Below are 19,894 nucleotides of genomic sequence, written 5' to 3'. Positions count from 1 at the left end.
AATATGATGAAAAGATTCCTACACTATGTATGCTTGTATCTGTTGTGTGCCGGAGGACTTGCATCCTGTACCAAGAAAGAAGACTTTGCGTACGACAACAGGGTCAATCCGCAGGCAGACGCAGCTTCCAGCGTTCGTATTGTGAACATGCGGGGCGCTACAGAGCTGATGGTCAACGGTAAACAGCTGTCTGCTTTTGCCCTGCCTAATATTGAAGGCTTCTATGACCAATATACCACCAAGGCCACACCCTGGTTTCCGGAAACCGGCCGTATGGGGCTTACCTATACCATTCCGCAGCAGTTTGTGAGTGCGGATGGAACGGTGAAGGATATACGTTTTGCTGCTTTTACCAGAGACTATTCCCTGGGACTGACCAGAGGTTTCAATGCCAAAGATAATTTTAACAATCCTACAGATTATTACTTTGCTTATTTCGGGCCTAATGCCAGTGAGTATTCCGACTCTTTGTTTGCCATCCCGCGCTCTGTATCACCGCCGGCCAATCCCGCTTACTGCAAGGTGCGCCTGCTGAATCTCAGCTCCACCAACTCCGCTTTCGGTGGTACTATGCGGGTAACCTGGGCAGATGGTACAGTGATCGCGGGGCTTGATAATATTCCCGTAGGGCAATATTCTGATTATGTGGAACTGCCTTACGGCACTTATCAGTTGAAAGTAATGACTATGGACGGGCTGCTGGTGCCGGGCGTAGGCGGAAGTGCACAATTCCTGAATGTAGTGAATCCGCAAACCGGTACCATGCTGCTGCCCGGTACACTGAGCCGGCCATCGGTGAATGGTTTTGTAGACTCCAGGCTCACCTTTGCTCCGCTGAAGACCTATCAGCCTGGTGGCGTGTATACCATTGCCGTTGCCGACTGCCCTAATTTCCGCAACTCCAACGGCGGCACCAACGGCGAAACTTACTCTTCCAAAAACAATGCTTTCCGCATCATCGCCGATGCAGAGCCACAGAATAACTCCTATGCCAGATTACAGGCTATTAACGTGGTACCGGGCAAACAGATTAAAGTAACGATGGATGGCAGACCGCTGGGCAATACCCTCGGTTTCTCCACCACTACGGCCTTTGATCAGTATCTAATAGGAACGCATATATTAAAAGTAACAGATGCCGCCGGCAACCTGCTGGCAGATAGTACTTTTTCCCTGCTGCCCGGTGACAATCGTACTGCATGGATATACGAAAACAAGAATGGAAAAACAGGTATCAGCCTGGTGGCCAACAACCTGAGCAACGTATACTATACCGGCGCAACAGAAGACGGCAGTTACAGCAACATAAAAGTAGAATTCCCCAGCTGGGTGCGTTTCATGAACTTCTGTCCCGATCTGCCGGAAGCTACTTTCACTACAGATGACGGTCAGACCTTCGGAGATGGCAGTGCCAGCCAGCACCTGCTGCTGGGTATCCCTGCGATAAAGAATCCTTATGTGATGTTGAACGCTAATTTCTACCAGAGTATATGGGCCTACGCCTCACAGTATAATGTTGTACCGGGCAACTGGCTGCGGGAAGTGACTACGCTGAAGAGCCGCGACTTTATTGCCAATCCTGCACTTTATCCAGGCGGCTTGCCCATGAGCGAATCCGGCGTCTATACGGTAGCCCTGATCGGCAACATCAATACCAGCAAACCGGGGAGTGAAAAAGCCCGGATGATCATCATCAGACATAATCAGTAATGTACCAACACATGAACAACAGAATTGTCCTTTTGCTTTTACTCTGTATGATGGCAGGTACGGCATGCCGGAAGACAGAATATACGACCATCGCCGAACCGGCCTATCTGCGCATATTCAATAACCTGGACTATAAGATCTCACTCGATACTAAAGATGCGCCACAGCCCTTCCTTACCTTCCTGCTCGATCCCGAACTGGATGCAGACGGTATCCCGGTGAAAGCGCTGGTTACAGGTGATTACCTCGACAAACGCGTTCCCTGGGCAAGACCGTATCCGGATGCTGTCAATACGACACTTTATCAAACAGAGTATCCTGGTTCTGCCAAAGTACTGGCGGGTCCTGTCCTGAATGGCTACGACCTCTCCAGCTGGGCACAGATGCCTGCCGGCAAACACCGCGTGATGTTTGTAAGCCGCCCGATCAGCGATGTCCCTTTTTATGAACTGCCCAAAGACCTGCGCAGCCATATCATCATAGACACTACCATCGAATTTATCAGCCGGGAAGTATATACCATGCATATACTCGAAAAAGATGCTGCCACCAAAACACCCGGTATCTATATCCGTAACGAAAATTTTGTGAAGCAGCCATTCTCGGATTCGCTGGTGTATGTCAACTTCTACAACCTGAGTTCTGTGGGCCATTTTGAAACAGGGAAGCCGGCCAATGAGCTTTACAACCAGAAGATCCGTGATACGATGAATGTGTATTATACACTCAATAAAATGGATAATCAGGGTTTTGCCCATCCTATCACCGGGCATTGGGGCGTGCTGATGGGGCCGGTACTCCGCTCACAGGACCCTGCTGTACATCCTTATTACAGCTTCCCTTTGTTTGGAGATATTACCGCCAACAAGATATACGATGGTAAGGCTACACAATCCTTCGTTTTTCTGTCACCAGGTTATTCTCCTGCCAATAATCCCTTTATGCAGGTGTCATCAGAGTCCAAAGGCCATTTTACCGAACTGCGTGTAGGCGCCGACGGTTACCGTGGTGATGTGGCTTTTTCCCTACCGGCAGATATCCTCACCGGCATGGTCGTAACGATCCGTTCCGGAAAGTATCTCAACCGCTCCTTCGCTACCATCAATACCATTGAGTATGTGAACGGAAAATTTTATTTAATGACCATACAGCGTAAATACGAACCACCTGTGTATTAACAGGTCGAAAAAAAATGATCAACATGCGATATTATACCTTGCCTTGCTTGTTTTTCTTCTTGCTGCTGATGATGGCAGGATGCAGGAAAGATAACCTGACACCACCCAGGGAAACTGCGCCCACCCGCTCGCTGGGAGAGTTTATCCGCAACAACTATGACCTGAGCCTTCTGTCGGCGGCCATGCAAAAAGCAGGCATACTGGACAGTCTTAACCAGCCAGGCCCCTTTACTTGTTTTGCGCCCGATAACAAAGCCTTTAATGATATCGGTATTACCAGCCCGCGCGATTTTGATACCATAGATGCTGAGTCGCTGCTCAGATGGGTGAAATACCACGTTTTAAAAGACCGGAAATATATCTCCGAGTTTCCGCTGCAGATGGGTAATAAGTATACAACCCTGGCAGGAGCTGACCTGTACGTGTCTTCCTCCGATGCGCCGTATATAGATAAAACGCCAACTGAAAGCAGAAATGTATTTGTAAATGGATCGATGATATTCCCGGCGCCAAAACGAAATTTAGCACTGGCCAACGGAGTGATACACGTGATCCGTAAACCGCTCAATTATACACCGGGCACTATCCAGGATTACCTGCAGGCAGATACCAGCCTGTCAATATTTGTGGCCGCCATGAAACGTTTCGGACTGTGGGACGGCCTGAAGGAAAAAGGCCCTTTCACCGTATATGTGCCTGGCAATGCAGCCTTCCGTAAGAACGGCTTTACTGCCGACAGTATCAGCCGTATGGACCCTGACAAATTTCAGCAAATCACCTTTGCCATCTATCCGCTGATGCTGAAGTCCAAACATATTTTCTCTACCGACTGGGGACAGATCAATGGCCAGTCTGGTGCGGGAAACAGTATGATCAGTGTGCCCGGCTTTGCGATCTTACCTTATTACTTCTATAATTTTTATAACGACACGGAAGATGTCCGGATTGATATACTGATGGAAAAAGGAGGAGATAATACCAATGGCCCACAGAGACTGAATTACCGGAACGGGTTTGCTAATGGAGCTGATCGTGTTGTGTCCAACGGGATACTGCATATCGTGGATGACCTGATGCTTTACCCCCATACTTTACGCAAATAAACATACAGTATAAAAGTTAATTGAAATGACCGTGTTTACATCTGTTACCACACCAGGCAGGCTGTTGAGGTCCTGGTTGCCTGTATTGTTTTTACTGGTGATGGCCTGTCGCAAGCAGGACATCGAACCGGAACCGGTAGGAGAGCCGGTGTCCTATAACGGACCTGTATTAGGGCTAAAAGAAACGCTGGAGAAATCTCCCTATACTATTTTCAGGACTGCCTGGAACCGCGCCAATATAGACGATCGTCTCAAAAAAGCCGGTACCACTTCTTTTACCATCATCGCTCCAACTGACAAAGCTTTTCAGGATGCCGGCTGGACCATGGATAAAATCAATCAGGCGGCACCGGAAGTACTGGACACGCTGTTGTCTTATCATATCGGTGCTACCCAGATACATCCGACTTCACTGGCACAACTCAATGGTAACCTGCCTATCGTAACATTGCTGAAATCTACTACTATACCCACTTTTGATGATTCCCATCCGTATAAATATGTGATTTATGCTGGCGTTTATCACGACAGCCTGTTTGTCAACGGCAAACCTGTCAGCAAATGGGGACAGGTGCTGGAAAGCACCACTGCTACAATTTATCCTGCAGACAAAGTGCTGGTGAAACCAGGACAGGACATGCTTTCCTTCCTGCAGGCAGATGACAGGTTTAGTTTTTATCTGGAAGCCTGCCGTATCAATGACAGTCTGTATGAAGATAAAAATCCCTGGGACCAGGCCCTGTGGGACATGCCGATGCTTTCTGCCAATGCCCTCACGCCGGGACAGTTTACCCTCATCGTTCCTACCAATGAGGCCTTCCGGAAAAGCGGTTTTAATTCAGTAGAAGACATCCGTCAGCATTGCTATCAGGCGCTTCCTATTGGTGATCCGGGTTACGATGAAGACTCCTATTACCAATATCCTACCACAGCAATGGACTCCATACTATTGCCCAACAGAATGGGGTATGTTGGGTTAGACGGCCCTTACGGCGCACGGGAAATGTACCCGGTATATTTTATGAATGAGCTGATGGTAAACAGAAGCGTGTCTGGACTGTTGTTGAGACCCGGTTCCTTATATAGTAGTCCGCCTAAGATATATCAACTGGATTTCGCTGTAACCAATGGTAACATATGGGTTAAAAGACTGCGCTCCTCCGCACAGAGGATACCCCTGGTACAAACAGATATCAATGTGCTGAACGGAGTTATTCATATTGTGAACGATGGTCTGTTCATGCCCTAAGTATTCATCTCCCTAAAACAACAACAAACATGAAACGCACTTTCTATACAGGCATACTGCTGCTCTTGCTGGCAGCATGCCGGAAAGATGATAAAGTAACACCGGACACGATGGACAGCAACCGCATCACTTATGTGATTGCTGACAACCTGTTCAACTTCTCCAGTTTTAGTGCCGCTGTGGAACGTACCGGATATGGGCCCAAACTGGCCGGTGCCGGTCCTTTTACCGTATTGGTACCCGATAATAATGCCTTTATAAAAGCCGGTTACGGCACCACCAACGCGGTATTGCAGGAAAGACTGTCCGTATTGAACAATATAGTTGGATACCATGTACTCAGCGGTACCTGGGAACTCAATAAGCTGCCCTTTACCTTCAATCAGGAACTGACCACCGCTACGGGTGCTAAAATGTATGCCACCCGCTGGGTGAAAGGAAAAGATACCCTGCTGACTATCAACGGTACACCGGTAGTGAGCTACAACCTTCCCGCCAGCAACGGTCTGATTCAGGTGCTGAGCGAAGTGCTGCAGCCACTGGTCAACAAAACCCTTTCGGATGCCATTGCTGCAGATACCGCACTCACCTTCCTGAACGTGGCACTGCAACAGGCCAATATGAAAGATATGATGTCTACCGGTAACGTATATACGTTTATGGCGCCGTCCAACAATGCATTCCGCAATGAAGGTTTTCCGGATGCCGACAGCGTTGGTAAAACAGATCCGGCCGTACTCCGCAGGTTCCTTTACTATTCTTTCTTCGAAGGACGCCGCTTTGTATACGACTATATCCTTACTACAGATGCCACCAACAAAAGCCAGCAGGCGATGTACAATGGTAACAATATCACTATCAGCCTGCTGAAGAGCGGCGTGAAATATACTGGTATCACCTTACAGGGTTCCGGTAACACATCTCCGGTGAAGATTGTGAAAAGCAATGTGCTGGCGGGCAACGGCGTAGTGCATACTATCGACCGGATGCTGAAGGAAAACCAATAATCATTACATACCTAACAATAAAGCGTTACGATGAAGCAGGTATTCTATAATATTTATGGATTTTTTTATTTTTTTATTGTTGGATTTCGGGAAGAAATAGAAAATAAAAAAATAAGAAAATTCCAAAATCTCAAAATCATATTACTGTCGGTGCTGTTGATGGCAGTATTGGGAGGATATGCACAGGAGACGAATGGTACATGGGGTGGCCGTATCACCAGCAACAAACAGGAGCCGCTGCCCGGTGTTACCGTGGTGGCTGTCCATCTGCCTTCAGGCACTAAATATGGTACGGTCACCGGTGCCGACGGCCGTTATTATCTTCCAGGTCTTCGTATAGGCGGTCCATATAGTATCACCGTGAGTATGATGGGCATGGAAACGCAGTCCGCAGATGGATTCACCATCCGCCTCGGAGAACCGCTGCAACAAAACTTTGTGCTGGCCGAAAAAGGCAAACAACTGTCAGAAGTGGAAATCAAAGCCACCAAAGCAGGTGCAAAAGCAAACACCTTCGGCGCTGGCCAGCATATCAGCCGCCTGCAGGTAGCCAATATGCCCACCATCTCCCGCAGCATCCAGGACATCACCAAAATGGTGCCCCAGGGCTCTAAAGACAACTCCTTCGCGGGTACCAACTTCCGCTATAACAACGTTACCATCGACGGTGCCATCAACAACGATGCTATCGGCTTTAGTCCTTCTATGGGCGGTATCACCGGTTCTTCCGGTATGCCCGGCTCCAGCACCCGTACCAACGCGGTGTCTATGGACGCTATCGAAGATATGCAGGTATACCTCGCCCCCTTCGATGTGAAGATCGGTAACTTCACCGGTGGTAGTATCAACGCCGTTACCCGCAGCGGTACCAACAAAGTAACCGGCAGCATCTACGGCTTCGGCCGCAATGCCGCTATCACAGGCAAAGATAAAGTCGGCTCCCTCGGTAAAATGGACAAAGACTTTTATGATTATCAGGCCGGCGTAAGAGTAGGTTTCCCCATCATCAAAAACAAACTCTTCTTCTTCACCAATGAAGAAATTACCCGCCGCCAGGACCCTGTGCAGCTGCTTGCCGGCAATGCGGAAACAGCTCATATCCTGAGTACTAAAGATGCAGAAGATATCCGCAACGCCACTATCAGCCGCTATGGTAAAGATGTAGACCCCGGCACTGCAGGCGCCTATAATGCATGGTCCCGCTCTGTGAAATTCTTCAACCGCCTGGACTGGAATATCAACGATAAAAATCAGTTGTCTGTCCGTAATAACACCATCCGTTCTTCTGCCATGAACATGGACCGCGACCAGCAGGACTTCCGCTTCAGCAGCATGGCGTACGAACAAACCAACAACCAGACGTCTACCGTAGCAGAACTGAAAACAAGATTCAACAACCGCTTGTCCAACAGTCTGATTGCCGGTTATACTCTGGTACACGATAAACGTGATCCTACCGCCAACCCGGCCCTGCCGCAGGTACAGATCATGGGACGCGCTCCCGGCACCACTATCTACTGGGGCACCGACAGGGAAGCATCCATCTTCAATATGAAACAACGTACCATCGAAATCACTGATAACCTCACCCTGCGTAAAGGCAAACATACCCTGCTCTTTGGTACGCATAATGAATTCTATCATATCGACTATGGTTTTGTAAACAGCTGGAATGGCCGTGTAGACTATCTCAGCATCGATGACTATCTCAACAACGTTCCGTACAGAGTACGTGGCAGCTACAACTATAACAATAACGACCGCGATTATATCCTGTCACATCCCGAAGCAAAGTTTAATGTAAACCTGCTCAGCGCCTATGCGCAGGATGAAATCCAGTTGACTGATAAACTGAAACTGATACCCGGTTTGCGTGCTGATTATACGATGCTGCCAAATGGACCTGCACTGAGTGAACAAACGCGCAATGCCTACACAGATGATTATTTTGGCACTACCTACACTTATACACCGCTCAATCGTATCAGCAATCATTACCTGAATAAAGTACAGCTGTCTCCCCGTCTGGGTTTCCGTTACGATTGGACAGGCGACCAGCGGCTGGTGCTGCGTGGCGGTACTGGTCTGTTTACTGGCCGTATCCCATTTGCCTGGTTGGCATATGCCTATTACAACAACGGTATTAATTATGGCTCTTTCGATCAGAAAGCAGATGCTAAAGTTTTTGTGCCTGGTACTGATCCGGTGAAACCGGGCAAAAACGGTATCGCCGATTTTATTGCCGGCAATGGCAATGTTATCAATAATCCGATAGCCGGTAAAACACAAGTGGATGTACTGGACAATAACTTCGTGATGCCTCAGGTGTGGCGTACCAGCGTAGCACTGGATTATACGACCGTAACAGGTTATAAATTCACGGTGGAAGGTATTGTTACCAAAACCATCAAGGATGTATTATTCCAGCAGATCAATATCAAAGATAATCCGCGTTACTACGGTAACGATACTACGAAACAGCAACCTGTATTCGGTGGTGCTGTGGACCCTCATTTTTCCAATGCCTATCAGTTGAGTAATACAAATAAAGGATATCGTTATAGCATCACTGGTAGCGTGAACCGTAACTATCCTTTTGGATTGTACGCTTCACTGGCTTATACCTATGGTAAGTCCAAAGACATATCTAATGGTATCCGTAATTCCATGGAAAGCAACTGGCAGCTGAACCAGGCATTGAATCCTAACAATCCGGGATTGGCCTATTCCAATTTTGATGTGCGTCATCGTATAGTGCTGAACCTGAACTATACCCGCCGCTGGAACCAGCAATGGGTAAGTACACTCAGTCTTTTTGCCACCGCCCAGTCCGGCAGTCCGTTTACCTACGGTATTGTCAACAACAGCATCCAGGGACTGCCGCAACAGGTAAGCCTGGTATATATTCCGGAGGCAGATGCAGCAGTGAAGTTCTTCCAGGATTATACCACCAAAGCGGGAGAAGCAGTTACCGCAGCAGCTCAGGCGGCTGCTTTCAATCAATATATCGAAGATGACAAGTACCTGCGCACCCGTCGTGGACAATATACTGAACGCAATGCCGGCCGTACTCCCTGGAATATACAGGCCGACCTGCATTTTGCGCAGGAATATCATTTCTCCGGAGATCCGGGCAGCAGGTTTCTCACTTTTACCCTCGACGTGATGAATCTGACCAATCTGCTGAACAGCAACTGGGGTAAAGTATATTTCTCACCCAATACCTTCAACTCTACCGCCAGCGTTGGCCTTACGCCTGCATTCCCGGCAAAGCAGAATCCGGGAAACTATCCCGTATACCTATACGAAAATCCGGGTAAGCCATATGCGATAGACTTTTTTAACTCCCGCGCACAGGTGCAGCTCGGGATGAGGTATTCATTCTAAAAACATGACCATGAAAAATTTGATATATTTTCTTTTCGGACTGGCGTTTGTGTTGAGTGCCTGTAAAAGAAACAGGGATGAAGCTTTGCAGGTGCCTCCCGCGATCCGTTCTTTCTGGCCCAACAGTGGAAAGCCGGGTACTATTGTTACGATTAACGGAGCAGGTTTTATAAAGAAAGATAATGAAGTAACCTTTAATGGTACTGCAGCCACCGTGGTGGATGTCAACGATACCGTAATGACAGTACTGGCGCCGGCCGGAGGCAGTACGGGTAAAATAACTGTCAAAACCGCAGGTAAGGAACTGGAAGCCGGCACCTATACCTATCAGAATCTGAGCATGCATGGTGTTAGTCCACTCAACGGACCTGCCGGTACCAACATCGTGGTACGTGGTGAAGGCTTCGGTAGTACTGCTGCCCCTGCCAAAGTGATGATCAACGGGAAAGAAGCCGTGATCACTTCTGTCAACGATACACTCCTGATTGCTGCAGTGCCGGTGGGCGCCGGCAGTGGTACCATCAAAATAACGGTAGATAACAAGGAAGTAACAGGACCATCCTTTCTCTTCCAGGACATCAGTAAAATAAAACCGCTCAAAGGCGGAAAAGGCACACAGGTGACCATTACCGGCGAAGGCTTTAATGCAGTAGCAGGAAATAACAGTGTAGCCTTCAACGGTAAACCTGCCACAGTTATCAGTGCTACCGCCACTCAGCTGGTAGTGGCCACACCGGATGATGTGGCTACCGGACCACTGAGTGTGACCATCAACGGACAGAAGACGGTAGGGTCGGTATTTACTGTTATTCCTCCGCCATTCTTGGCTACAGTGGCCCCGTTGAGCAGTCCTGCCGGAAAAGACATTACGATTATCGGCAGCAACTTCAGCAGCCTGATGGATGAAAACGTAGTCACCTTTAACGGTGTCGCAGGTACGATAAAAAGTGCCGCTGAAAAGCAACTGGTGATCACGATTCCCGCCGGTGCCGGTTCGGGAAATATCAAAATCTGGGTAAACGGACAGGAAACAGCCGGTCCGCTGTTTAAAGAACAGAACCTGGGTGTGATCAGTCTCTCGCCGGACAATGGTCTTGCCGGTACAACGGTGACAGTGAGCGGTATTGGTTTCAGTATCAATGCAACAGATAATATCGTCACCTTCAACGGGGTGGCGGCTAATGTAGTGAGTGCTACCGATACAGAACTGAAGGTGATAGCACCTGCCAGCTTATCTACCGGTACCCTCGATGTGAAGGTAAGTGGCTTACAGGCCACAGGCCCGTTGTTTAGAAGGGCCGGTGTAATGACGCTGGCGGGTGGCCCCGGCTCCGGTTTGTTTACCCGTGCTCAGGGTCTTACGGGTGACAGGGCTGGCAATCTTTATTTCCTGCAGGGATATCAGGTGAAAAAAATAACACCCGATGGTACTATTACCACCTATGCAGGCGGCAGCACCAGCGGTTATGCTGATGGTACGGTATCTGTTGCTATGTTCCTGGGTCCGCGCACGATTACGGTCGACAGCCAGGATAACCTCTACGTACTGGATGGTAACGGACTGCGTACTTACGTTCGCAAGATCACCCCGGCAGGGCAGGTGTCTACTGCGGTGACCGTGCTGGAAAACATGGCTGGCGGCCTGGGTGTAGACCGCAATGGTACAATTTATCTCAGCAAACTTTATCAGGGGCTGTTTAAAGTGGAATCCAACGGTTCCCTGACGAGAATGGGTAATTTCACTTATACCATCCCCGATAAAATGGCTGTAGATGCACTGGGAACAGTATACTATGCAGGGGGTGATTTTTACAATCCTTTTATCGGTAAGGTAACACCGGCAGGAGAGCATAGTTTTCTGGCGGGCAGTAGCCGGTATGATCCTGATTTTGTGGATGGAGATCTTTCGGTGGCCCGTTTGGGATCACCATTGTGTGTGGTCTCCGATCCCACTTCCGGTAATTTCTTTTTTGTAGATAACATGGCTATGGCGGTGCGTTATGCCACACCCTCCGGTAGTGTGAAAACAGTGGCCGGCGCTGAAGGTACCTTCCAGTCATTCAAGGCGGGATACAAGGACGGTACGCTGAAAGAAGCCCTGTTCCGCTCCATGAAAGGCATACACATAGATACCAACGGAAATATTTATGTGATGGACCCAGACAATAATGCGGTTCGTAAGATTTTTCTGAAGTAAAATACCGGAAACGAGGCAGGCCCTGCTGCTTATCCGGTGGCAGGGCCTTTGTGTTTTTATCTGGAAGGAAAAAGAGTCCGCAGTTATTTCCGAAAAATCAAACCTTTTTCGTATATTCGATCCCGTATTTATTAATACCTATGCAACTGTGCTGTAAAGTAACGTGAATTAAACCTACAACTGATTATAAGAACCGCTTTCCCGCAGTCTTCTGATCCCATCGTTGATAAATACACATGAAAAACATCCGCCGCGCCGATCGCGGACGGAGACCTATTACTGTCAACATCTGTTACACATATGTCATCATCAACTTTGATGGATGGAATCAAAAGGCTTGGCCTTTTTGAAGGAGTAAAAGCATACCAGGGTATTAAGCAAAAGAAAACTGCTATCCGCTTCCCCGAATTGTCACATCCGGTTAATCTCCGACCAGGATCATCTGATTATAAGGTCCTGAAACAGGTCTTTATGCGTGGGGAATATGATATTGATTTCCCTTTCTCCCCTCAGTACATTATCGATGGAGGCGCCAACATCGGACTGTTTGCCATCCTGTTTGCCAACAGGGTGAAAGATGCCAGTATTGTCAGCATAGAACCTGAATCCGGCAACTTCAGACAGCTGCAGATGAACATACGGCCTTATGCCAACGTCATTCCTGTTCAGGCCGGCCTGTGGAATAAACAGTGTCATCTTGAAGTGGTGAAGGACGGACTCGAAGCCTGGGGTTTTATGGTGAAAGAAACAACCGCTTCTGAAGACACTTTCCCTGCCATCTCCATCAATGATATCCAGAAAAACTATAACTGGCCGCATATCGATATCGTGAAGCTGGACGTAGAAGGCGCAGAAGAAAAGATATTCGAAAGCAATTATGAATGGCTCGCTAAAACCAAAGTACTGATCATAGAACTGCATGATGAGCTGCTGCCCGGTAGTAGCAAGACTTTCCGCAAAGCTATCAGCGAGTATGATTTTACAGAAACACAGCTGGGTGAAAATCTGATTTTCAGGAATAATAGGTTTAATTGAGCTGTTTACATCTGATTAACTTTTGGTAGAAAGAATAAATCTACCTTTGTTTTATCTATCCTTTAGGGTATTAGTATGTGATTGTGCTGTTTAAAATTGATAGTGGGTAAACTGTAAAATACGCTTATTACTTAGCTGAATGTGCGGGGATGTCTGGAAGAATATTTTTATATTTGAATATATTTCATTGAAAATAAAAGCATGATGGAATCAATATCCTTTTTTAATCCCAGGTTATCTGGTCGGAGGTTTGAGGATCATACGATTCCTGTGGAATTGCTGGAGGATTTTAATGTATATGAGGAGTTGTTGGTTAAAGTAGCTAAGTGGGTTTATTACCAGAAGTATGGTAAATATAAGGTGCCTCCGGGGTTTGGTGATGGAGTGTCATTAAAATTAGCGGGAATAAGTGAAGGGAGTTCAATTGCGAATCTGGTATTGGCAGCTACTACATTTTTGGCCGGGGATTTAGATACAAGGCCTTTCTTTGAAGAGGCAAGAGAACTAATAGTGAAGACAATTGATGCTGCTGAAAGTGGGAGTGATAATATATTCATTCCTTCGGAATATTTGGGGTATTTTAATAAAATAGGCAAGAGGCTAAGAGATGATGAAGCCATAGATTTTGCTCCAAACTCCAATTACAGGGCGAAGCTTAATAATGTTAACAGAAAGAGACTGGTTATGGCTTCTGCCGATACGGATAGTGTTGACATTGAGACCACAATCAGAGGCGCAATATCTGCATATGATAAAGCAGAGAGGAAGTGCACAATTACATATGCCCAATACTCGAAGATTGATGTTAAAATAAACAGTGATTATGCTGATGTTTTCCTGGAAGCATTTAATGATTTTGAAAACAACAAGAAGGTAAAGGTTTCTGGCATTGGATCATTTAATAAGAATGATAGGCTGGTTAAAATGCAGGTTGAATCAGTAACAATATTGCATCCTCTTGATATTCCTATGCGTCTGGAGGAGTTTTTAGAATTGGAAAGCGGATGGATGAACGGAGAGGGTGAGCCTTTTAGATTGGAGAGTATTCATTGGCTTATTGATCAGGTATCTAATTACTTTCATACTGATATTTTGTTACCTTATACATTTCCTACTGTAGATGGAGGTATTCAATTCGAATGGAAAACAGGTAATCACGACATGACTGCATATATAAATCTGAATGACAAGTCTGGTTATGTACATTATCTTAACCTGAGCAATGATAGTGATTACGACCTTGAATTGGATTTTGCATCTGATGAGGGATGGCAAAAATTGGTGAATGAATTAGCAAAGTACTTTAAAAACTAGAGACATTGACACCTGAAACGCTACTTTATAGGCAAGTTAATCCTAATTGGGTTCAAAATGGGGGTGTATCAAATCTGGCTTTTGTTGCCTCTTCCACTGTACATGTGACATCCTCCGTATTTACACCAACTAAAAAAGATGAAAATAAACTATCTGTTTATAATGGAGATGAATTTTCCCCCAGGCAATCATTTGAACATTTTACTAAGCAGTATAATTCATGTGGTGTGCTAGGAGTTACTGTTGGAGAATTTGAAGCGGAAGACCTTAAGTGTGATGCTGATAATAAACCTTTTGCAGGCCATGTTTCAGTTGATTACTCGATCTGTAAATCCCGGGGAGAAATGGAGCGAAAGGCTAAGAAAATGAGAGATAAGGCTATGAACAGAGGCTGGTTATATCAGGTTGGGCAAGAAGAATCCGTCGAACAGGAAATGCAGAAAGAAGATGCTGTAAATGATTCAATACCTGTTGACAATCAAGCGACGTAATAATTAGATCTGGCAATGTAAACGTGATATTAACCAGTGCAAAACTGAAAGGCACTTTACCCATAGCAAAACAATTCCGGCTCACGGATGTTAATTTTTCATACCATAAAACTTAAAGTATGAAACAATTCATCACCCTGTTGTTGCTATGGAGTGCCGGCATTTCCAGCGTTTATTCACAGGATAAAGACAATCTGAAGCCATTTCCTCCGGCCTGGAAGGACGTGGAAAGGTACGTCATCCAGTTGTCTGCCAAAGACAAAGAAGACAATTTCCAGGTAGAAATTATGGCGGGCAAGACCATGAAGGTGGATTGCAACCAGCACGGGCTGATAGGCCGGTGGGTAACCAAAGATGTCAAAGGGTGGGGCTATACCTATTACCAGTATGTCTCAGCCGGCAATATACGTTCTACTCTGATGGCATGCCCCGACAAAAAGCTGACCGATAAATTTATCTTCGACACCAGACAGGTCCGATACAACAGTAAGCTGCCTATTGTGGTGTATGTGCCCAAAGGTTTTGCAGTAAAATATAAAATCTGGGAGAGAGGAGAAGAAGAAAAGGACGCAGTGATAAAATAACCTCACGCATCATAAAAACGAATTTAGCCCAGGACTTAAGTCCTGGGCTTTGTTTTAGGAGAAACCCCATTTTCATTGATGGCTTCTATAGAGAAATAGTAGGACTGATCTTTATCCATGCCTTTAAAAAAATAATCGTTGGCATTGTGTACCATGATGCAGTTGTACAGTTTGTCGGGTGCAATGCCGAAGTAGATATTGTACGCATAGGCGTTATCTACCGGTTCCCATTTGATCCATGCGCTGCGTTTATCCTTTTCCGTACGCAGTACCATAAATGATTTCACTGAATCGGGGAGAGGCCCGTTACCATTGCCGAATACACGCAGTCCGCTGATAGCGAATTTACCGCTGGGCACATGGATGTTTTCCAGTTTGATATAACGGGCTTTCACCGGCTGTGGTAGTTCTATATAGTCATGTGGTACATCCGACAGGTTATGGCTTTTATCTGTCAGTATCTGCCATTTTTTGCCATCCAGCGAATAGTGGAGGATGTACTGATGATAGATGTCTGTTTGTTTGCCGAGGAAGGTGGCATCCTGATCGGCGTAGTTGATCTGTACGGCATGTACGGTGCTGACGCTGCCCAAATCTGATTGCAGCCATTCCCCTTTGTTGCCGGTGGCGGCGCTCCAATAGGTTTTGATGTTTTCATCTACTGCGTTGTTGGGCAGGTATCCACCCAGTGTAGACGATACCGTTACAGGTTTGTTGTAGTTGAGCAGCATCCAGCCGGTAAAGGATTTCCGGTCGTTTTCAAAAGAGGCGGAGTTGCTGCCTCTGTTGAGGTAATGTGGATAGTCGCCGAATACGGTGTTGCAGTAAAGTACATCGTCTTTGTCGAAACCGGCGGGCCAGATGCCGAGTCTTCTCTCAAAGCTATTCTTCACGGAAATAACCATGGTAGACACATGCCACCAGTTGCCTTTGGTGTCCTGGAAGGTGCTGCCATGGCCGGCGCCACGGGCAAAGCCTCCGGGCTTGAAGGAAAACGGATTATGAGCCTGTGGCGTAAAAGGTCCTAACGGATGATCTGATACCACCACACCGTCTGCATACCCACTGAACTCCGTTCCCGGTGCACCATACTGCAGATAGTATTTACCATGATGTTTGGTCATCCAGGCTCCTTCAATAAACGGATCGAGGAAAGTGTTGTCCATATATTCCCCGAAACGCTGCCATCCGTAGCGTTCGTGGTTCAACAGATAAAGTTCTTTTCTGGCACCTTTCAATTGCATGGTTTTGCGGTCCACCTCTCCGCCGTACAACGGGTAACTGTTGCTGCTGCCGTTGTACTGATACAGTTTTCCGTCATCGTCCAGGAAGAAGGCCGGGTCCCAACCTCCGGCTTCAAAAGAGTCTACGGCTTCTTTCCACTGGTTGCCTTTTGGATCGGTGCTCATCCATATGGGAAAATTGCTGCTGTAGGTAGATCCGAACACCATCATGGTATCTCCCATCACCCATACAGCGGGTGCACACAGCTCATCATACACCTTATGCCAGGGTTTCAGAAATTTACGGGATACAAAATGCCATTTGCTGAGGTCCGGGCTCCACCAGTATCCCCACTGGTTAGTGGAAAAAAGGTAATAGTCTCCTTTATAGGTGACGATGACAGGATCGGCCGTGGCCCTGTGTTTGCCCCATTCCGTAAAGTTGGGGATAGGGCAGTAGCCGTAGTCCACGTTCACCGGATTGCAGTAGGTGGTCTGGGCTTGCGAAGACAACAGCACTGTGCTTAACAGCAGTGTTATCAGTATGCGGAGCGTGGTCGTCATGTGCTGTTACTTTAAATACGGACTACTGATGTCCAGTTTTTTTAATCCCTGTTGTATCTCCGGGCAGCTCATAAACAGTTTCCATAACAGTCCGCTGCGGTAGTTTTCTATCATCACGATGATCGGTCCCTGATCGATGGCCAGATGCGACTGGGCGTACCATTGCTGTGTTTCATTGAAGGCATCGGTAAAACCGTACTGGCTCCAGATCTTGTTGCCCAGCTGATAATAAAAATGTTTCAGCGCCTGCATGGAGTATTCCGGTGTATAAGGAAATGCCGACAGGGCTGCGGTAGGAGTGATAGTACCGTGATCATTTTCCGGTGAATGCGCATCGTATCCGTTGTAGGTATCGCTGGCGGTGAGTCCCCAGGCATTGGGGCCATAACCTTTGAAGCCTTTGGGGTTGCGCACGCAGTATTCCCGGTTGATGAGGGTGTGGTTTTTGTTTTGCTCCCAGTAGTCGGCATAGCGGTCTTTTAATCCCCGGGGATCAAGACCCATAAAGGAATAGTGGGAGAAGAACAACGGGCCTCCGTAATTAAATCCCAGCGGCAGTTTGATATCGAAGAAGGTGCGGTTGTTACGGAAGTAGGAGCTGTTGGCCCAGCCCTGGTGATATACTTCCGGTTTGATCGGATACTTCGGTGAGGAGGCTGCCATGATATAAGTGATGAAACATTCATTCCATCCTCTGAGCTCATGGTTCATGCTCCAGCCGTTGTTGGGGCTCCAGTGCCAGTACAGCACGTTGCGTCCGTCGCGGGTAAACCAGTCCCATTCGGCTTCGTACCAGGTCCAGTTGATTTTATCACGCAGTTCCTGTTCCTTAGGCGCGTCGCGGTTGAAATACTGTCGGGCAGAGAGCAGTCCTTCAAAGAGGAAGGATGTTTCCACGAGATCAGCCCCGTCGTCTTTGCGGCTGAAGGGGATGGTTTTGCCGGTGGCGCCGTTGAGCCAGTGGGGGAAGACACCGTGATAACTGTCTGCTTTCCGGAGGAAGTTGATTATTTTCAGTAGCCGCTCTGTCGCGGCGTCGCGGGAGATCCAGCCTCTTTCGGTGGCCACGATGATGGCCATGATACCGAAGCCGGAGCCGCCAGTGGTCACTACTTCATCGCCATAGTCAAATGATTTGTTGCTGCGTTCACGGGCAAGGCCGGACACCGGATGTGCATAGTCCCAGAAATAACGGAAGGTTTGTTTTTGTACAAGGTCCAGCAGGGCGCTGTCGCTGAGGTTTTGCTGGATGCGGAGGTCTGGTTTTTCAGCACTTTGTTTTACCTGTGCCTGCCCACCAAAGGTGAGCAGGCATATCAGGCATATATAGGTCACAATTCTCATGACAGGTTTTTTTAGTATCCGGGATTCTGTGTCAGTTTACCGGAGCTAATATCAATTTCAGTTTGCGGTACCGGGAACACTTCGTTTTTACCGGCTTTGAATCCTAATGGGCCGAATACCTGTGGTGCTCTACCCTGGCGGATTACGTCGAAAAAGCGGTCGCGTTCCATGGCGAGCTCTATTTGTCTTTCATGCCAGATGGCGAGGCGCAGCTGTGTAGGGTCGGTGGTGGTCACATCCGGGAGGATGCTGTTGTCACCGCCCCGGGCTCTGGCTCTTACAGTATTGAGGGAGCTGAGGGCCTGGCCGCTGTTGCCCAGTTCATTGGCTGCTTCTGCGTTCATCAGCAGTACTTCGGCATAACGGATCACGCGTATGTTCTGGTCTGCGCCCTGATTATATCCATCACGGTGCATGGAGAAGGGAACATATGATTTGTAATTAAAACGGCGGTTTACACCTGCCATTCTGATACTGTCTCCTTCGGCGGTTATGGTGCCTCTGAAGAGGATAGTGGCGATTTTCCTTGGATCACCTGGTTCGTAGGCGTCTACCAGCGCCTGTGTAGGCGTATTGAAACCCCAGCCACCTCCTGGTTCATCTTTTACGCCTTGTATCTGGGAATACTGGGAGTTGGAGGCATCTTTATTACCAACGATCAGCTGACACTGTATTTCAAAGATGGATTCCACGCAGTTTTCATTCTGGACGCGGAACATCTTTTCGTAATCAGGGAACAGGCTGTAGCCCATGCCCATCACCTGGTTGGTGTAATTGAGCACGTCCTGCCATTTTTTCTGATACATGGCTACTTTGGCGTGTAAGGCCAGGGCAGCACCTTTGGTGGCTTTACCGGTTTCGGTGGCCTGGTAGCGTTGTGGCAGTACAGCAGCGGCTTCTGTCAGATCTTTTTCAATGGCGGCCCATACTTCCGCTTTAGGTGTACGGGGAAGATCATATTCTTCCGGTGTTTTTGGGACTTTTAAACGCAGCGGCACATCACCGTAGGCACGTACCAGCCTGAAGTGGGCATAAGCCCTGAGGAATTTGGCTTCTGCGAGGTAGCGCGCTTTCAGCGCTTCATCCATTTTAATACCGGGTACATTGTCGAGCACCTGGTTGCAGAAGTTGATTTCCTGATATTGTCCTTTCCAGAAATCAGCTACCTGGCCATCGCTGGCGGTAACGGTAAAGTTGTCGAAGTTGTTGAAGAAGCTGGCATCGTTAGGATCGCTACCTTTTTCTGTTTCGTCAGATCCCAGATCTTCTACGCCCAATGCTGCGAAGGCTACCTGCCGCCATTCGTGCAGGTTAGCATATGCGGCGTTCATGGCCTTGGTGGCATCAGCTTCAGATTTCCAGAATTCCTGTGCTGGTTGCTGGCCCTGTGGCGGCACTTCGAGAAAACTTTTGCCACATCCGGCAGTGAAGGTCAGCAGTATCGGCAGTGCGTAGCCGGCAATACGGTTTATATGTAGTGATTTATTTCTTTTCATGGTCATCATCTT

At 47.6% G+C, this 19,894-nt stretch carries 14 protein-coding genes; 11 read left to right on the top strand and 3 right to left on the bottom strand.

Annotated features, from left to right (window positions below; genetic code table 11):
- Window positions 1–6: 6 nt before the first annotated feature.
- The 11 genes from KD145_RS11550 to eco all read left to right on the top strand — a co-directional run bounded on the left by KD145_RS11550 (window position 7) and on the right by eco (window position 15,255).
- Complete coding sequence (locus KD145_RS11550; RefSeq protein WP_212006032.1) at window positions 7–1,710, top strand: hypothetical protein; 1,704 nt, start codon at window positions 7–9, stop codon at window positions 1,708–1,710.
- An 11-nt stretch (window positions 1,711–1,721) separates the two neighbouring features.
- Entirely contained in the window at window positions 1,722–2,888 is a 1,167-nt protein-coding gene (locus KD145_RS11545) for a hypothetical protein (protein ID WP_212006031.1), read from the top strand.
- Between the two features lie 23 nt (window positions 2,889–2,911).
- Window positions 2,912–3,991 (top strand): fasciclin domain-containing protein, encoded by a 1,080-nt coding sequence (locus KD145_RS11540; protein ID WP_212006030.1) that lies wholly within the window; start codon window positions 2,912–2,914, stop codon window positions 3,989–3,991.
- Window positions 3,992–4,016: 25 nt separating this feature from the next.
- Window positions 4,017–5,240 (top strand): fasciclin domain-containing protein, encoded by a 1,224-nt coding sequence (locus KD145_RS11535; RefSeq protein WP_212006029.1) that lies wholly within the window; start codon window positions 4,017–4,019, stop codon window positions 5,238–5,240.
- 29 nt (window positions 5,241–5,269) lie between these two features.
- Complete coding sequence (locus tag KD145_RS11530) at window positions 5,270–6,247, top strand: fasciclin domain-containing protein (RefSeq protein WP_212006028.1); 978 nt, start codon at window positions 5,270–5,272, stop codon at window positions 6,245–6,247.
- Between the two features lie 30 nt (window positions 6,248–6,277).
- Window positions 6,278–9,634, top strand: a complete 3,357-nt coding sequence (locus tag KD145_RS11525) for a carboxypeptidase regulatory-like domain-containing protein (RefSeq protein WP_212006027.1) — start codon at window positions 6,278–6,280, stop codon at window positions 9,632–9,634.
- A 10-nt stretch (window positions 9,635–9,644) separates the two neighbouring features.
- Window positions 9,645–11,831, top strand: coding sequence for an IPT/TIG domain-containing protein (locus KD145_RS11520; RefSeq protein ID WP_212006026.1), 2,187 nt, complete (start codon window positions 9,645–9,647; stop codon window positions 11,829–11,831).
- Window positions 11,832–12,131: 300 nt separating this feature from the next.
- On the top strand, window positions 12,132–12,866 hold the full coding sequence (locus KD145_RS11515) for an FkbM family methyltransferase (RefSeq protein ID WP_212006025.1): 735 nt from the start codon (window positions 12,132–12,134) through the stop codon (window positions 12,864–12,866).
- A 201-nt stretch (window positions 12,867–13,067) separates the two neighbouring features.
- Window positions 13,068–14,180, top strand: coding sequence for a hypothetical protein (locus tag KD145_RS11510; RefSeq protein WP_212006024.1), 1,113 nt, complete (start codon window positions 13,068–13,070; stop codon window positions 14,178–14,180).
- A 5-nt stretch (window positions 14,181–14,185) separates the two neighbouring features.
- Window positions 14,186–14,671 carry a hypothetical protein gene (locus KD145_RS11505; RefSeq protein WP_212006023.1) on the top strand — a complete coding sequence of 162 codons (486 nt, stop codon included), beginning with the start codon at window positions 14,186–14,188 and terminating at the stop codon, window positions 14,669–14,671.
- 119 nt (window positions 14,672–14,790) lie between these two features.
- Complete coding sequence (eco, locus tag KD145_RS11500; RefSeq protein WP_212006022.1) at window positions 14,791–15,255, top strand: serine protease inhibitor ecotin; 465 nt, start codon at window positions 14,791–14,793, stop codon at window positions 15,253–15,255.
- Window positions 15,256–15,290: 35 nt separating this feature from the next.
- Here eco and KD145_RS11495 read toward each other — a convergent pair whose 3' ends face one another.
- Genes KD145_RS11495 through KD145_RS11485 form a run of 3 tightly spaced genes read right to left on the bottom strand, consistent with a single transcriptional unit; the run spans window position 15,291 to window position 19,882 of the window.
- Window positions 15,291–17,042 carry a family 43 glycosylhydrolase gene (locus KD145_RS11495; RefSeq protein WP_212006021.1) on the bottom strand — a complete coding sequence of 584 codons (1,752 nt, stop codon included), beginning with the start codon at window positions 17,040–17,042 and terminating at the stop codon, window positions 15,291–15,293.
- Between the two features lie 6 nt (window positions 17,043–17,048).
- Window positions 17,049–18,386, bottom strand: a complete 1,338-nt coding sequence (locus KD145_RS11490) for a glucoamylase family protein (protein ID WP_212006020.1) — start codon at window positions 18,384–18,386, stop codon at window positions 17,049–17,051.
- Window positions 18,387–18,397: 11 nt separating this feature from the next.
- Window positions 18,398–19,882 carry a RagB/SusD family nutrient uptake outer membrane protein gene (locus KD145_RS11485; RefSeq protein ID WP_212006019.1) on the bottom strand — a complete coding sequence of 495 codons (1,485 nt, stop codon included), beginning with the start codon at window positions 19,880–19,882 and terminating at the stop codon, window positions 18,398–18,400.
- Window positions 19,883–19,894: the final 12 nt, after the last annotated feature.

It is taken from the genome of Chitinophaga sp. HK235, assembly GCF_018255755.1.
Classification (GTDB): domain Bacteria; phylum Bacteroidota; class Bacteroidia; order Chitinophagales; family Chitinophagaceae; genus Chitinophaga.
The sequence above is the reverse complement of the archived record's forward strand: the minus strand, read 5'-3'. Positions and strand labels throughout refer to the sequence as shown.